Here is a 14,701-nt window from a genome sequence, read left to right as displayed (position 1 = left end):
AACAGATGAGGTTTCCATGACAGATACAACCGCCACTTTTACCCCTGAAGATGAACATTTCATGCGCCGAGCGATGGAACTTGCCCAGCAGGCTGAAGCAGAAGGTGAAGTGCCCGTCGGTGCGTTGCTGGTCAAGGATGGCGAGATCATTGCGGAAGGATGGAACCGTTCCATTGGTGCCTGCGATGCCACTGCGCACGCCGAAATTCAGGTGCTGCGCAAAGCGGGTGCGACGCTGCATAACTATCGTCTGCTCGATACTACCTTGTATGTGACGCTTGAACCGTGTCCGATGTGTGCGGGTGCCTTGCTGCACAGCCGGGTTAAACGCATCGTTTATGGTGCGCCGGATCTCAAAGCCGGTGCGGCAGGCACGGTGATGGATCTGTTCAGCAGTCAGGCGGCGTATCACTATGCCACGGTGGAAAAGGGGTTGTTGGAAGAGGAATGCCGCCAGCAACTGCAGGCGTTTTTTCAACGCCGACGCAAAGAGATCAAAGCGCAGAAAGATGCCGAGAAACTGCGTTCTGCCCAATCGGATGCACCGAAGCTGTAAATCTAGCGGTCGATCAGGGAAAGAAGTACAACGAAGAATGAAAGCGGAATGTTGGGCAAACATCTACTTACGGTAGATGTTTGCTTCTCGAAAGTGTCAGTCCGACAACTGTACGAACGCGCGATGGCGAGCCAGAACTTTTTTCTTGGTATTGGCTAACATACGGCGACGACGGTTCGCTGACACGGCTTTGCTAAGGAGTTTTGAGTGCCGTTTACGTTTCAGCATAAAACACCCTCCTACTACTGACTATAAACAAGAAACCCTGTCCGGACCGGATACGCAGTGCGTTAAGCCTAAGCTGCGCGCGTACATGAAGTCCGCTCACCGCTCGAGTATTCGCGCATCGAAGTATTTTGGTCGGTCATTCGCATTCAGTGGCGTTAAGGTTTTCAGAACGGCTGATTAGCCGCCTGAACACAACTCAAAACCGAGTGGAATGTTCTTCAGCAGGGAACCCAAAAATAACAGCTTATCATGTATTTATTGCACTTGATTTTCACTGCTTTCAGAAAACACGCAAGCGATCAAGTTCACACATCTGTGTAAGGTTTTCCCTGCTGAAAATCAAGTGATTAATTATTGCTCACATTTTGCGCATCGGAGGCCGCAGAGCTGGTTTCAGTACTGCTTTCCACGGCGGCGTCGATGTCAGACTCATCCTCGGTGATCTCCTCTTCCGGAGTGATCACCGTCAGATCGTCAGTACCGGAATCGACGGTGGTGACATGTTTTTGTTCCATGTGACCAATGATGCTCTGGTAGTAGCGGCGAATGTTTTCCACGTACGACAACGCTTCGTCGCCACGCGCATAACCATAGCGGGTTTGCGCGAAATATTTTTTCTGGCGCAGTTGTGGCAGGCGATCTTTCACATCCGCCCACGCATCCGGTGAGCCACCCTGTAGCTTGGTCAGGCGGCGGGCATCCATCATGTGGCCATAGCCGACGTTGTAGGAAGCCAGTGCAAACCAGATTTTCTCGTGATCGGGAATGGAATCGGGAATGCGCTCCATCATGCGACGCAGATATTCCACCCCGCCGCGCACGGATTGCTCAGGGTTGAGTCGATTGGTGACATCCACACTGCGCGCGGTGGGCAGAGTCAGCATCATCATGCCGCGCACGCCGGTGGGGGATTTGGCACTCGGATTCCAGTGCGATTCCTGATAGGCGAGAGCGGCAATCAGGCGCCAGTCAAATTCTTCCGAATACTTCTGAAACAGCGGCATCCATTTCGGCAGGCGGGTATCCAGCGCGCGCAGAAATGCACGGGTATCCACATAGTCAAACGTACCAACGTGACCGATGTATTTCTCTTCCAGTGACGCCAGGCTGCCGGACTGCTTCAGATTGCCGAAAAACTCAATCATCATGGCGTACAAGCTTTCGTCATCGGAACGGCGCATAAACCACGAGATCGGCTGGTCTTCGGTCATCTCAAACGCTGTGGCGATATCGGGATAAATGCGTTGAGACAGGGAAATTTCGACCGAGTCGGCCATGGTGAACTTGAGTTCACCCTGTGAAACCTGTTTGAGCAGATCGTTGACATCGGCGTTGTTATCAACGTAGTAGCGAAATTCCGGATAGGTACTTTTCAGTGATTCTAATGTGCTCTCAAAATGGGAGTCGTTCACCACGCTGAAAATGGGCGCGTCACCACTTTCATTGTACAGTTCATCTTGTTTGGCGATGAGCTGCTCAATGCTGCGTGGGCGCCATTGGCCTTTTTTATACACCACTTGTTGCGACACATAATAGTAGGCCGGGCCCGCTCGGTAATCTTTCAGGCGCTGCTCTGACTGGCTGAGGCCTGCAGCGATGATGTCGATTTCACCGTTTTTCAGCGCCGGAAACAGGCTGGATAAACGGTAGGCTGGTTTCATTTCGAGTTTGACACCCAGCTCGCGTGCAAATTCACGCGCCAGTTCGTAGTCCAGGCCGGAGGGGCCATCAGGACCGATATAATAAGAGAGCTGATTGTTAATAGTGCCGACGCGCAACACGCCGCGTGCGCGGATTTGGTCGAGTTCACTTTTGGGTTCTGAGTCGATTTGGCACCCGGCTAGCAAAAGAGTCAAAGCGGCCAGAAAGAGGGTGCGACTCATAGAAGCGAATGAAAGCTTGGTCATTAATTCTGATTCTCTTACGTCAAGTAGTGCCTTTATATCAAACACCAAACACTTGGCAAAGTTTTGCGGTCAGGTGCTGCTAATGGCGTCTAACATTTGACCAAATGGGTTGTAATTCAAATTTAACGAAAAAAATGACGCAAACGGTTGCTTTTGGTGTTACGTCACAAAAAAAAATCCTCTATAATGCGCACGCAATGGAGATGTGAAATCGGTATAAGTTCAACGTTAATAGCCTAATGTGCTGTTATTTAAGTGAATTTATTCCAATTACATCTTAATCACTTGTATATAGAGACCTAAGCACATGAGAATTTTGCGTGGCTCCCCAGCTCTTTCCGAGTTTCGTGTAAGCAAACTACTTGAAACTTGTCGCGAACAAAACCTGCCTGTAACCGGCATCTATGCTGAGTTCATGCACTTTGCAGACCTCAAAGCAGACTTGGACAGCCAGGAACTGGAAAAGTTAGAGAAGCTGCTGACTTACGGTCCAACCATTCAAGAACACGAGCCACAGGGTTTACTCCTGCTGGTGACGCCTCGTCCGGGCACTATTTCTCCTTGGTCTTCTAAAGCAACGGATATTGCGCACAACTGTGGTCTGGCGTCGATCAAACGTCTGGAACGCGGTACGGCGTACTACGTTGAGAGCGAAGCGGCGCTGACGCAAGAGCAGGTAACGACTCTGAAGGCCTTGCTGCACGATCGCATGATGGAAGTCGTGTTCACGGAACTCGACGCGGCACAAGCGCTATTCAGCGTGGCGGAACCCGCGCCAATGACTCAGGTGGATATCCTGGCAGGCGGCCGAGTTGCGCTGGAAGAAGCAAACGTTTCCCTAGGTCTGGCTCTGGCGGAAGATGAAATTGATTACTTGGTCGAGAACTTCATCAAGCTGGGTCGTAACCCGAATGACATTGAGCTGATGATGTTTGCTCAGGCGAACTCTGAGCACTGCCGTCACAAAATTTTCAATGCGGATTGGACTATCGACGGTGTTGATCAGGATAAATCGCTGTTCAAGATGATCAAGAACACCTTCGAAACCACGCCGGATCACGTGCTGTCTGCCTACAAAGACAACGCAGCGGTAATGACCGGTTCGAAAGTCGGCCGTTTCTTCCCGGATCCGGACTCACGTCAATACACCTACCACCACGAAGACGCCCACATTCTGATGAAAGTTGAAACGCACAACCACCCAACGGCGATTTCGCCTTGGCCAGGTGCGTCAACCGGTAGCGGTGGTGAAATTCGTGATGAAGGCGCAACCGGTATCGGTGGTAAGCCAAAAGCGGGTCTGGTGGGCTTTACGGTATCTAACCTGCGCATCCCTGACTTTGTTCAGCCTTGGGAAAGTGATTTTGGTAAACCAAGCCGCATTGTGAGCGCGCTGGATATCATGATTGAAGGTCCTCTGGGCGGCGCGGCATTCAACAACGAATTTGGTCGTCCAAACCTGCTGGGTTACTTCCGTACTTATGAAGAGAAAGTCACCTCGCACGCGGGTGAAGAGATCCGTGGTTACCACAAGCCAATCATGATTGCTGGCGGTATGGGTAACATTCGTGACGAACACGTACAGAAAAAAGAAATCCCGGTTGGCGCAAAACTGATCGTGTTGGGCGGTCCGGCAATGAACATCGGTCTGGGCGGCGGCGCCGCGTCTTCAATGGCGTCGGGTCAGTCGGCAGAAGATTTGGATTTTGCTTCAGTACAACGTGAAAACCCAGAGATGGAACGTCGTTGTCAGGAAGTGATCGACCGCTGCTGGCAGCTGGGCGATGCAAACCCAATCGCGTTTATCCACGATGTGGGCGCGGGCGGTATCTCGAACGCACTGCCAGAGCTGGTTAACGATGGCGATCGTGGCGGTAAATTCCAGCTGCGTGACGTGCCAAACGATGAACCGGGCATGAGCCCGCTGGAAATCTGGTGTAACGAATCGCAAGAGCGTTATGTGCTGGCGGTTGCGCCGGAGCACATGGCGGCATTTGATGCCATCTGTAAGCGTGAGCGCGCACCCTATGCAGTCGTGGGCGTGGCAACGGAAGAGCGTCATCTGACTCTGGAAGACAGCCACTTCGATAACATGCCAATCGACATGCCGATGGACATTCTGCTTGGCAAGCCGCCGAAAATGCACCGTGAAGCGACCACGCTGAAAGTGACCAGCCCAGCGATTGATCGCAGCGGTATCGAACTCAATGACGCTGTGGATCGCGTGCTGCGTCTACCGGCTGTGGCTGAGAAAACCTTCCTGATCACCATCGGTGACCGCACTGTAACGGGTCTGGTCGCTCGTGACCAAATGGTTGGTCCTTGGCAGGTGCCAGTGGCCAACTGCGCGGTAACGGCAGCAAGCTACGACACTTACCACGGTGAAGCGATGTCTATGGGCGAGCGTACTCCTGTCGCTCTGCTTGACTTCGGCGCATCGGCGCGCCTGGCGGTGGGTGAATCTCTGACCAACATCGCGGCAACCGATATCGGCGATATCAAACACATCAAACTGTCAGCGAACTGGATGTCTCCTGCCGGTCACCCGGGTGAAGATGCGGGTCTGTACGAAGCGGTGAAAGCGGTGGGTGAAGAGCTGTGTCCTGCGCTGGGCCTGACCATTCCGGTTGGTAAAGACTCGATGTCGATGAAGACCAAGTGGAACGAGAACGGCGAAAACAAAGAAGTGACCTCGCCGCTGTCGCTTGTCATCACCGCGTTTGCGCGTGTGGAAGATGTGCGTAAGACCATCACACCACAACTGCGTACCGATCTGGGTGAAACGTCTCTGGTGCTGGTGGATCTGGGTAACGGTCAGAATCGTCTGGGCGCGACGGCCTTGGCGCAAGTTTACAAGCAGTTGGGTGACAAGCCGGCTGACGTTGACAATGCCGAGCAACTGAAAGGCTTCTTCGATGCGATGCAAACTCTGGTTCGCAACGACAAACTAGTGGCTTACCACGATAAAGGCGATGGCGGTCTGTTTGTCACGCTGGCTGAAATGGCGTTCGCGGGTCACTGTGGTGTGAAAGCCAACATTGAAACGCTGGGTGACGATGTACTGGCAGCGCTGTTCAACGAAGAGTTGGGTGCGGTAATTCAGGTCAAGAACGATGAACTGAATGCGGTATTGGCCACGCTGGCGGCTAATGGTCTGGCGGATTGTTCACACGTTATCGGTGAAGTTGACGCATCAGATGCATTTGTGGTGACTTCGGGTGAACAAGTCCTTCTGCAGCGTTCACGTACCGAAATGCGTACCATCTGGGCCGAAACGACGCACAAGATGCAAGCAATGCGCGACAACCCAGCGTGTGCCGATCAAGAATTTGCGGCGAAAAAAGACAACTCAGATCCAGGTCTGAACGTGTCATTGAGCTTTGATGTCAACCAAGACGTCGCGGCACCTTACATCGCAAAAGGCGCGAAGCCTAAGATGGCGATTCTGCGTGAGCAGGGCGTGAACTCACACGTTGAAATGGCGGCAGCGTTTGACCGTGCGGGCTTTGACGCAGTCGACATTCACATGAGCGACATTCTGACCGGTCAAGCGGTACTGGATGAGTACCAAGGTCTGGTCGCGTGTGGTGGCTTCTCCTACGGTGACGTGCTGGGCGCAGGTGAAGGTTGGGCGAAATCGGTGCTGTTCAATGTGCAGGCTCGCGAACAGTTCGAGCAGTTCTTCAACCGTCAGGACACGTTCTCGCTAGGTGTGTGTAACGGTTGTCAAATGCTGTCTAACCTGAAAGAACTGATCCCGGGTGCAGACTTGTGGCCACGTTTCGTGCGCAACGAATCGGAGCGTTTTGAAGCGCGCTTTAGTCTGGTTGAAGTGCAGAAGTCGGATTCTGTGTTCTTCGATGGCATGGCCGGCTCTCGTATGCCGATTGCGGTCTCTCACGGTGAAGGTCGCGTGGAAGTTCGCGATGAAGCTCACCTCAGTGCGATTGAGCAATCAGGCACGGTTGCCGTCCGTTTCGTGGATAACTTCGGTAACCCGACGCAGCAGTACCCGAACAACCCGAACGGTTCGCCAAATGCGATTACCGGTCTGACAACGAAAGACGGCCGCGTCACCATCATGATGCCGCACCCAGAGCGTGTATTCCGCACGGTGGCGAACTCATGGCACCCAGATAACTGGGGTGAAAATGGTGCCTGGATGCGTATGTTCCAGAACGCACGTAAGAATCTGGGTTAATCAACCATCCAACGAAAAAGCGCAGACCTGGGTCTGCGTTTTTTTTATCTGTTGGTTTCAAAGCGGCAAAAAAACGGCCATTCGGCCGTTGGGTGTGCACTTTATTCCTGTCGATGGGCAGGCCGATTAACGGAACTGGCCAACTTGGGGCAGAAATTCAAAGCCTGCCGCAGCAAGACGCGCTTCGAGCGCTGCACGGTCAATGTCGAAGTAAACCACCAGCTTGTCGAGATCGCCGCCGAAATCGTCACGCAGCTTCATATTCACAATGCTCATCAGCATCACGGGATCCATGGTGGCAAAGTTCGCCAGATTCATGTTCAGTCCTCGAAATCAGAAATCAGTAAGTTGGCCGCCGCAAACGCCGCTTTTTCACGGGTTTCCTTGGGGAGGGAGGTGTCAGCAGCGATATCATTGAGTGCGCGCACTGCGCAGGAAATCGCCTGCGGCACGTACCCTTGGTCACCACTGCCAATCTGTGCGTAAAGTTCACGCACCAATTCACAACACGCGTAGACTTGCATGGTTTTGTCCTCGAAATAGAATCTGTGTCCAATATACACACACAGCCAGTCGCTGACAAAACTGTGGTTTGCGCTGGCGCAAACTCATGGTGTAACTGGTGAATTATTCTCCGCGCACCTGCTGATTGAGCTCAGCAATCAGTGCATCATCCAGCCGCATCTGTTTGCCAAGCTCACGCAAATAAGCTTTTTCCATGAAGTTCTGCTCATCGACAATCAATAAGGAAGCGAGATAGAGCTCCGATGCTTGGGCTGGCGTCTGAGCCAGAAGGGCGATTTCAGTGGGATCGAGCGGCTTTTTCAGTTCTTGTTCGATCAGAGTTTGCACGCTGGCATCGGCTCCGAGTTCATTCACAGCTTGGTTGATGTGCGCCATTTCCTGTTCATCGACATGGCCATCCGCTTTGGCTGCGGCGATCATCGCCTTAAGAATTAACAGCTCATGACGTGGATTGTGCTCATCAAAGGTGGCTGAGGGTGGGGCAGAGGCGGGCTGTTTGGCTTGCCAGTCATTGTAAACCTTATATGCCAGTGCGCCTAAAGCGGCAGCGCCGCCGATTTTCAAAGCACTCTTGCCAAGTTTCTTACTTTTTCTCGACCCCATCAGAATGCCCAGTAAGCCGCCACCGAGCGCGCCGGCACCCAATGTGGCGAGTTGGCTTTTGTCTTTGGTGAGTGACTGTGCCTGCTGAGTGCCTTTCTGCACCAAGTCTGAATTAAGTGCTTGATTGAGTAATGCTTTCAGATCCATAAATCACCTCCTTGAGTGTGTTTACAGTCTAAGAAGCACAACATGAACTGAGGATTAATTGCATAAAAAAAGCTGCCCGAAGGCAGCTTTCAAACTCAGTTGGCGATTAAGCCATTTGTGCTTTGATGTGTTCAACGATCTGGTCGATGGCAATCGAAGTCTTCTCACCGCTGCGGCGGTTTTTATACTCGAAGTTGCCTTCGTCCATACTGCGATCGCCAATAACGATCGTGTGTGGCACACCAATCAGTTCCATGTCAGAGAACATTACGCCCGGACGTTCTTTACGGTCATCAAACAGTACGTCGATACCTGCAGCGCTCAATTCCGCGTACAGTTTTTCTGCTGCTTGCTGAACGCGCTCTGATTTGTGCATGTTCATCGGTACGATCGCAACCTGGAACGGTGCAATTGCATCAGGCCAGATGATGCCGTACTGGTCGTTGTTCTGTTCAATGGCAGCGGCCACCACACGAGAAACACCGATACCGTAACAGCCCATTTCCAGAATGACGTTTTTGCCGTCTGGACCCAGAACGCTACAGTTCATTTTCTCTGAGTAGTTGGTACCCAGTTGGAAGATGTGACCCACTTCGATACCACGTTTTAGCATCAGGGTACCTTTGCCACATGGGCTAGGATCGCCCTCTACCACGTTACGCAGGTCTGCCACTTTACCCAGTTCAACGTCACGACCCCAGTTGATACCGAAGTAGTGCTTGCCGTCGATGTTAGCGCCTGCGCCGAAATCACTCATCACGGCCACAGTGCGGTCAACGATGAATGGCAGTTGCAGGCCAACAGGACCCAGAGAACCAGGGCCTGCGCCGATCAGCGCGCGAATTTCTTCTTCGCCGGCCATTTCCAGTGGCGATGCCACTTCTGGCAGATTTTCTGCTTTGATTTCGTTCAGTTCGTGATCGCCACGGACCAGCAGCGCAACGATAGGCGCGTCGATCTCGTCAGAGGCTTTCACAAACAGAGTTTTAATGGTTTTCTCGATTGGCAGACCGTGTTGCTCCACCAGTTCCGCGATGGTTTTCGCGTTTGGCGTATCAACCAGAGTCATTTCCTGCGTTGGCGCTGCGGCTTCTGCGGCAGGAGCAATCGCTTCTGCTTTTTCGATATTGGCTGCGTAATCTGACTCAGTTGAGAAAACGATCAGGTCTTCACCACTTTCAGCCAGTACGTGGAATTCTTGTGAACCGTTACCACCAATGGCACCGCTGTCTGCCAGCACTGGACGATAGTCCAGACCCATACGGTCAAACGCTTTGCAGTAAGCGGCGTGCATTGCATCATAAGATTTTTGCAGACCATCTTTGTCGATGTCGAAGCTGTATGCGTCCATCATCGAGAATTCACGTGCACGCATCACACCGAAACGAGGGCGACGTTCATCACGGAACTTAGTTTGAATCTGATACAGGTTCAGCGGCAGCTGCTTGTATGAGCTCACTTCATTGCGCACCAGCGCAGTGATCACTTCTTCAGCAGTCGGGCTAAGAACAAACGGACGAACGTGACGGTCAGTAAAGCGAAGCAGCTCAGGACCCATCTTTTCGCTGCGTCCTGTCTCTTCCCATAGTTCAAACGGCTGAACAACGGGCATCAAAGTTTCGATTGCACCTGCATTATCGATTTCTTGACGAACGATGTTTTCGACTTTACGCAGCACGCGCAGACCAGTAGGTAGCCAGGTGTATAGGCCTGAAGCTAGCTTACGGATCATACCCGCACGTAGCATGAGCTGATGGCTCACAACTTCTGCGTCGTTTGGAGTCTCCTTCAGAGTAGAAAGAAGATATTTACTGGTACGCATTTAGGTATCCGTTTTTCAAAGTTTTAAGGAATCGCCGACACTTTCCCCTGAGTTCACAACCAATGAAGGCGGCATCACAGGCAGGTAAAGTGGCACGTGGCGACTAAAATAAATCAGCCGCTAATAATATCAGCCAATTGCTTTTGTCAAAAGCGTTCTATTGCGGTGACGGTCACTAAGTTGCCGTTGACCATGAATTTGACGTTCAGATCGTACAAATTGACCGCATATTCTTTCATATCCGGCTTGTTTTTCTTATACGCCGGTCGCGGATCCTGTGCCAGCACTTCGCCAATGACTGCCTGTTGCACCTGACCATCTGGCAGGCGCTGTAATGTCTCGAGTGCGGCTGCGGAAAACGTGACTTCAGCTTGCTCGGGTTCCGCTTCTGCGTAGCCTCCCTGAGCATCAGCAATGCTATCGGAGTAGGGAATGTAGGGTTTGATATCGATGATTGGCGTGCCATCGACCAGATCGACACTACCCAGATCGAGATAGATCTGATCGCCCTGTTTACGGACTCCACGTAATTCAACCGCGGACATTCCGATGCCATTCGGACGAAACGTCGAGCGCGATGCCAGAACACCGATGCGCTCATTGCCACCAAGGCGAGGCGGACGAACCGTTGGTTTCCAGCCAGCCTGCAGGTTCTGATCAAACAAAAATAGCAGCCACAAGTGGCTGAACTGCTCGATGCCTCGCACGGCTTCCTGGCAGTTACTTTCTCCCAGTAGTTTGACCCGCGCGGTCGCACTCGGGACTAAGCGTGGCTGACGTGGTACGGCAAACTTTTCTTTATACGGACTTTCGATAACGGCAATCGGTTCGATGGTGTGCATAGTTTCCTACTTAAACTGTCGCCCTGATGCGAACGACGAATCTTTACCCTCATCAGCAATGATGAAATCGGAATGATCAATGCGCCATCCTAACTCTTTGTTTCCGATGAAGACTTAGCTGGCGTCATGACGAATAGGCGAAAAATATCATATTCCTGCCCATAAATCGCTTGCAAAACGGCATTGGTGAGAATTACTATTATTTAAAACGTTATAACATAACAATTTAAGAGAGGAGATCTCAAATGAGAGAAGGTATTCACCCGGAATATCGGGAAGTGGTATTTCATGACACCAGTATTGATCACTATTTTGTTATTGGTTCAACGTTGAAAACCGAACGCACCATTGAATGGCAGGGGAAAACGTACCCTTATGTGACGATTGAAGTCTCTTCAAAGTCGCATCCGTTCTATACCGGCAAACAGCGTGTTATGCAGCAGGAAGGTCGTGTGGCCAACTTTAATCGTCGTTTTTCCCGTTTTGGGGCAAAGGAGAAGTAAATGAAGGTACTGAGTTCACTTAAAAGCGCAAAAAAACGCCATCCAGATTGTCAAATCGTAAAGCGTCGCGGGCGGTTGTACGTAATTTGCAAAACTAATCCGAGGTTCAAAGCGGTTCAACGATAAGTAATTGTTGCCACTGATATTTGGTTGGTTAGGTATTATTTTATCTTATGTAACGTTGTTGGTTTTTTAATCTGATAATTAAGTTATTGGTGTTACATAATTCTGATTTTGAAAATATTTGTAACATTTTCGATTTTTATTTGTTCCCTCCCTCAAGTACTCTGCGCCAGCTTTTGACATTTCTGTCACATATGCTCAGGAATTACTACAAGGAGGGAACAGATGAGTTCATCTGCTTCAATAAACCAACCAGCACCAAAAAAGTCCTTTTTTACCCGCTTCTTAGATGGTGTTGAGTATTTGGGGAACCTTTTACCCCATCCCATTACACTTTTTGCCCTGTTCTGCTTAGCGATCCTGCTGGCTTCCGGCATTGCCGGTTACTTTGATATGTCTGTGATGGATCCGCGTCCGGAAGGCGCCAGTGGTCGTGCCGCGGACGGTATGATTCACGTGGTGAGCCTGCTCAATGCTGAAGGTCTGCAACTGATCGTCACCAATCTGGTGAAAAACTTTGTCGGCTTTGCACCGCTGGGTACTGTTCTGGTCGCCATGCTGGGTGTTGCGATTGCTGAATATTCGGGTCTGCTGTCTGCCGCGATGCGTGGTCTGGTGATGGGCGCTTCTCAGCGCATGGTGACCATCACGGTTGTGTTCGCCGGCATTATCTCTAACACGGCTTCCGAGCTGGGTTACGTGGTTCTGATCCCACTGGCAGCGATGCTGTTCCATTCTCTGGGCCGCCATCCGCTGGCTGGTCTGGCGGCGGCGTTTGCCGGCGTATCCGGTGGATATTCTGCGAACCTGCTGATCGGCACTGTGGATCCTCTGCTCTCGGGCATTACCGAAACCGCAGCGCAGATGATCGACCCAACCTACACTGTTGGTCCTGAGGTGAACTGGTATTTCATGTTCGTGTCGACGTTCTTTATCGCCGCGATGGGTGCGTTTGTTACCGAGAAAATCGTTGAACCGAAACTGGGCGAATACAAAGACGAAGAAGCCTCTGAAGATCTGTCGAAAGACAAAATGGGCTCACTGACGGCGCTGGAGAAAAAAGCGCTCAAATGGGCGGGTGTGGCTGTACTTGTTGTGAGTGCCTTGTTGGCTTGGACCGTGGTTCCGGCGGATGGCATTCTGCGTTCGGCGGATGGTCAGATCGCAGGTTCTCCATTCCTGAAGAGTATTGTGGCGTTCATCTTCGTTTTCTTCGCGATTCCGGGTTTTGTCTACGGCAAGATTGTCGGCACGATGAAAACAGACCGCGACGTGATTGATGCCATGGCAAAATCCATGTCATCGATGGGCATGTACATCGTCCTGGTGTTCTTTGCTGCCCAGTTTGTTGCGTTCTTCAAATGGACCAACTTTGGTCAGGTGTTTGCGGTTGCGGGCGCTGAGTTCCTGCAAAACATTGGTCTGACTGGCCCGATGCTGTTCTTCGCTTTCATTCTGATGTGTGGTTTCATCAACCTGATGATTGGTTCGGCATCGGCTCAGTGGGCGGTTACGGCACCGATTTTCGTTCCGATGCTGATGCTGGTTGGCTATGCGCCAGAAGTGATTCAGGCGGCGTACCGTATCGGTGACTCGACCACGAACATCATCACGCCAATGATGAGTTACTTTGGCTTGATTCTGGCGGTAGCCACACGCTACATGAAGAATCTGGGCATTGGTACACTGATCGCGACCATGCTGCCGTATTCGGTGGTGTTCATTGTTGGTTGGAGCCTGCTGTTCTACGTGTGGGTATTTGTCTTTGGCCTGCCTGTTGGTCCTGGCGCGGCAACGTACTACACGCCATAAGCATCAAATGCTGTTGAACAATGAAAAACCTGCGCTTAGCGCAGGTTTTTTTATGGGCGTCGGTTTTGCTGGAATTTAGCCAGAATGCGATCAAGGTGATTGGCAAATTCACGACGTTCGGTCTGCGAGAGTGCAGAAGGGCCGCCAGTCTGAATGCCGCTCGCGCGCATGGTATCCATAAAGTCGCGGATATTCAGGCGCGCTTTGATGGTTTCCGTGGTGTAGAGCTCTCCGCGTGGGCTGAGCGCCAGAGCGCCTTTGGCAATCACTTCATCGGCCAGCGGAATATCCGAGGTGATCACCAGATCGCCGGCGGCTACGCGCTGCACGATTTCGTTGTCCGCCACATCAAACCCACTGGCGACTTGCAGGCTACGGATGTTATCGCGTTTAGGGACCGGCACCAGGTGGTTGGCAACAAAAATGCATTCAATACCGGTACGCTCAGCGGCGCGGACCAGAGTTTCACGAATCACTTTCGGGCACGCATCCGCATCAACCCATAACTTCATCATGCGTGACCTGCCAATTTTGCTTCCAGTGCCTGCAAACGCTGCGTTAAATCGGCGACCTGTTGTTCCAATACGCTGATGCGATCAGTTTCGTTAGCCGATGTGGCGGCAATCTCAATTTTTGGTACTCGGTTGGCGCTTTTCCAGCTTTTAATCGCCGTAATCAGCGCAGGCATCGGAACCGAGGTCGATAAACGGGCTTTTACCAGAGCTACGCTGGGCTCTTTTCCTTCGTTGTGCAGGCTGGTCAGAATAGCTTCCAGCTCCTGAGTGATATCTTTAGTGAGCATCTTTTGTCCCTTTTCTTTGACTGGGTCTATCTTACTGATATTTCAGTGATAGCAAAAGAGGGAATGCTTTGTAAGAGATCTCGCACAAAACGTGTAAGAGAACGGATTTTTGTTGCAGGAAATTCACTATGTAATCGATTTAAATTAATGATTTTAAATGTTTTTTGTTAATTGTCTGAATTGTGGTCAAAAATAATTATTTAGCGGGCATTGCGAAAAAAGCGCAGCAGCGTAAATTGAACCCTGTCGGAAGGGAACTGACACGGATTTGGATTCACCACTGGACGGTGGCTTCAGGATGAAAATGGCGATAACGGATACATCGCCACACGGAAGACAGGATTTCGAACGGAATCGACAGTTTACACGGAGTAAACTGGCAAGGAATGCACAGGACACCTCGGGATGAGGTCGGAACACCATCAGGATGATGGCAAGGACACCGCTCAGGGAACAAGTGATGTGCGCTAACCGGGATGTGTTAGCAATAGGGAATAACGGACACCGCTAGGACGGCGATGCGAGGAAGAGGCAGAAGGATTCTGTCACTATTATGGATGATGCATGGAGCAATCATCAGTAGCCGGACTGCTGCGAGTAAGACTTAAGCCCCGATGCCCAGCGCATCGG

General features: G+C 51.4%; 14 protein-coding genes. 5 read left to right on the top strand and 9 right to left on the bottom strand.

What is annotated here, in order from left to right; translation table 11 throughout:
• Nucleotides 1-16: 16 nt before the first annotated feature.
• On the top strand, nucleotides 17-556 hold the full coding sequence (tadA, locus tag DYA43_RS10420; RefSeq protein ID WP_020328113.1) for a tRNA adenosine(34) deaminase TadA: 540 nt from the start codon (nucleotides 17-19) through the stop codon (nucleotides 554-556).
• 96 nt (nucleotides 557-652) lie between these two features.
• Here tadA and DYA43_RS23090 read toward each other — a convergent pair whose 3' ends face one another.
• Together DYA43_RS23090 and mltF are read right to left on the bottom strand one after the other, a co-directional pair.
• Nucleotides 653-784: a hypothetical protein gene (locus DYA43_RS23090; RefSeq protein ID WP_004729240.1), complete on the bottom strand. Its 132-nt coding sequence runs from the start codon at nucleotides 782-784 to the stop codon at nucleotides 653-655.
• A 347-nt stretch (nucleotides 785-1,131) separates the two neighbouring features.
• Nucleotides 1,132-2,691: a membrane-bound lytic murein transglycosylase MltF gene (gene mltF, locus DYA43_RS10415; protein ID WP_061056775.1), complete on the bottom strand. Its 1,560-nt coding sequence runs from the start codon at nucleotides 2,689-2,691 to the stop codon at nucleotides 1,132-1,134.
• Nucleotides 2,692-2,998: 307 nt separating this feature from the next.
• On the opposite strand from mltF, the gene purL reads away from it, so the two are divergent.
• The gene (gene purL, locus DYA43_RS10410) at nucleotides 2,999-6,892 is read left to right on the top strand and encodes a phosphoribosylformylglycinamidine synthase (RefSeq protein WP_061056774.1); all 3,894 of its coding nucleotides are present in this window, start codon (nucleotides 2,999-3,001) and stop codon (nucleotides 6,890-6,892) included.
• 126 nt (nucleotides 6,893-7,018) lie between these two features.
• Here purL and DYA43_RS10405 read toward each other — a convergent pair whose 3' ends face one another.
• The 5 genes from DYA43_RS10405 to tsaA form a co-directional block, all read right to left on the bottom strand.
• Nucleotides 7,019-7,210 carry a DUF4250 domain-containing protein gene (locus DYA43_RS10405; protein WP_020328109.1) on the bottom strand — a complete coding sequence of 64 codons (192 nt, stop codon included), beginning with the start codon at nucleotides 7,208-7,210 and terminating at the stop codon, nucleotides 7,019-7,021.
• 2 nt (nucleotides 7,211-7,212) lie between these two features.
• On the bottom strand, nucleotides 7,213-7,416 hold the full coding sequence (locus tag DYA43_RS10400; protein WP_020431399.1) for a YaeP family protein: 204 nt from the start codon (nucleotides 7,414-7,416) through the stop codon (nucleotides 7,213-7,215).
• A gap of 103 nt (nucleotides 7,417-7,519) precedes the next feature.
• Nucleotides 7,520-8,167 (bottom strand): tellurite resistance TerB family protein, encoded by a 648-nt coding sequence (locus tag DYA43_RS10395; protein WP_061056773.1) that lies wholly within the window; start codon nucleotides 8,165-8,167, stop codon nucleotides 7,520-7,522.
• A 106-nt stretch (nucleotides 8,168-8,273) separates the two neighbouring features.
• Nucleotides 8,274-9,989 (bottom strand): proline--tRNA ligase, encoded by a 1,716-nt coding sequence (locus DYA43_RS10390; RefSeq protein ID WP_020328106.1) that lies wholly within the window; start codon nucleotides 9,987-9,989, stop codon nucleotides 8,274-8,276.
• Between the two features lie 146 nt (nucleotides 9,990-10,135).
• The gene (gene tsaA / locus DYA43_RS10385; RefSeq protein ID WP_061056772.1) at nucleotides 10,136-10,831 is read right to left on the bottom strand and encodes a tRNA (N6-threonylcarbamoyladenosine(37)-N6)-methyltransferase TrmO; all 696 of its coding nucleotides are present in this window, start codon (nucleotides 10,829-10,831) and stop codon (nucleotides 10,136-10,138) included.
• A 245-nt stretch (nucleotides 10,832-11,076) separates the two neighbouring features.
• Between tsaA and DYA43_RS10380 the strand changes: the two genes are divergently transcribed.
• From DYA43_RS10380 to DYA43_RS10370, 3 genes are all read left to right on the top strand, one after another.
• Nucleotides 11,077-11,334, top strand: coding sequence for a type B 50S ribosomal protein L31 (locus tag DYA43_RS10380; protein WP_020431392.1), 258 nt, complete (start codon nucleotides 11,077-11,079; stop codon nucleotides 11,332-11,334).
• The gene (gene ykgO, locus DYA43_RS10375; RefSeq protein WP_080650550.1) at nucleotides 11,335-11,460 is read left to right on the top strand and encodes a type B 50S ribosomal protein L36; all 126 of its coding nucleotides are present in this window, start codon (nucleotides 11,335-11,337) and stop codon (nucleotides 11,458-11,460) included.
• Nucleotides 11,461-11,682: 222 nt separating this feature from the next.
• Nucleotides 11,683-13,269, top strand: coding sequence for an AbgT family transporter (locus DYA43_RS10370; RefSeq protein ID WP_020328103.1), 1,587 nt, complete (start codon nucleotides 11,683-11,685; stop codon nucleotides 13,267-13,269).
• Nucleotides 13,270-13,319: 50 nt separating this feature from the next.
• Here DYA43_RS10370 and DYA43_RS10365 read toward each other — a convergent pair whose 3' ends face one another.
• Both DYA43_RS10365 and DYA43_RS10360 read right to left on the bottom strand, forming a co-directional pair.
• Nucleotides 13,320-13,781: a YaiI/YqxD family protein gene (locus tag DYA43_RS10365; protein ID WP_024374112.1), complete on the bottom strand. Its 462-nt coding sequence runs from the start codon at nucleotides 13,779-13,781 to the stop codon at nucleotides 13,320-13,322.
• Nucleotides 13,781-14,071: a hypothetical protein gene (locus DYA43_RS10360; protein ID WP_020328101.1), complete on the bottom strand. Its 291-nt coding sequence runs from the start codon at nucleotides 14,069-14,071 to the stop codon at nucleotides 13,781-13,783. Before DYA43_RS10360 ends, DYA43_RS10365 begins: the two co-directional genes overlap by 1 nt.
• Between the last annotated feature and the right edge of the window lie 630 nt (nucleotides 14,072-14,701).

The organism is Vibrio fluvialis, assembly GCF_900460245.1.
Classification (GTDB): domain Bacteria; phylum Pseudomonadota; class Gammaproteobacteria; order Enterobacterales; family Vibrionaceae; genus Vibrio; species Vibrio fluvialis.
Note: the sequence above shows the minus strand (reverse complement) of the source record. Positions and strands in the feature narration are given on the sequence as shown.

Coding starts and splice junctions, on each gene's coding strand:
- DYA43_RS10370 (WP_020328103.1), top strand. CDS start 11,683: ATGAGTTCATCTGCTTCAATAAACCAACCAGCACCAAAAAAGTCCTTT.
- DYA43_RS10395 (WP_061056773.1), bottom strand. CDS start 8,167: ATGGATCTGAAAGCATTACTCAATCAAGCACTTAATTCAGACTTGGTG.
- DYA43_RS10390 (WP_020328106.1), bottom strand. CDS start 9,989: ATGCGTACCAGTAAATATCTTCTTTCTACTCTGAAGGAGACTCCAAAC.
- tsaA (WP_061056772.1), bottom strand. CDS start 10,831: ATGCACACCATCGAACCGATTGCCGTTATCGAAAGTCCGTATAAAGAA.
- DYA43_RS10405 (WP_020328109.1), bottom strand. CDS start 7,210: ATGAATCTGGCGAACTTTGCCACCATGGATCCCGTGATGCTGATGAGC.
- DYA43_RS10360 (WP_020328101.1), bottom strand. CDS start 14,071: ATGCTCACTAAAGATATCACTCAGGAGCTGGAAGCTATTCTGACCAGC.
- tadA (WP_020328113.1), top strand. CDS start 17: ATGACAGATACAACCGCCACTTTTACCCCTGAAGATGAACATTTCATG.
- DYA43_RS23090 (WP_004729240.1), bottom strand. CDS start 784: ATGCTGAAACGTAAACGGCACTCAAAACTCCTTAGCAAAGCCGTGTCA.
- DYA43_RS10380 (WP_020431392.1), top strand. CDS start 11,077: ATGAGAGAAGGTATTCACCCGGAATATCGGGAAGTGGTATTTCATGAC.
- mltF (WP_061056775.1), bottom strand. CDS start 2,691: ATGACCAAGCTTTCATTCGCTTCTATGAGTCGCACCCTCTTTCTGGCC.
- DYA43_RS10400 (WP_020431399.1), bottom strand. CDS start 7,416: ATGCAAGTCTACGCGTGTTGTGAATTGGTGCGTGAACTTTACGCACAG.
- DYA43_RS10365 (WP_024374112.1), bottom strand. CDS start 13,781: ATGAAGTTATGGGTTGATGCGGATGCGTGCCCGAAAGTGATTCGTGAA.
- purL (WP_061056774.1), top strand. CDS start 2,999: ATGAGAATTTTGCGTGGCTCCCCAGCTCTTTCCGAGTTTCGTGTAAGC.
- ykgO (WP_080650550.1), top strand. CDS start 11,335: ATGAAGGTACTGAGTTCACTTAAAAGCGCAAAAAAACGCCATCCAGAT.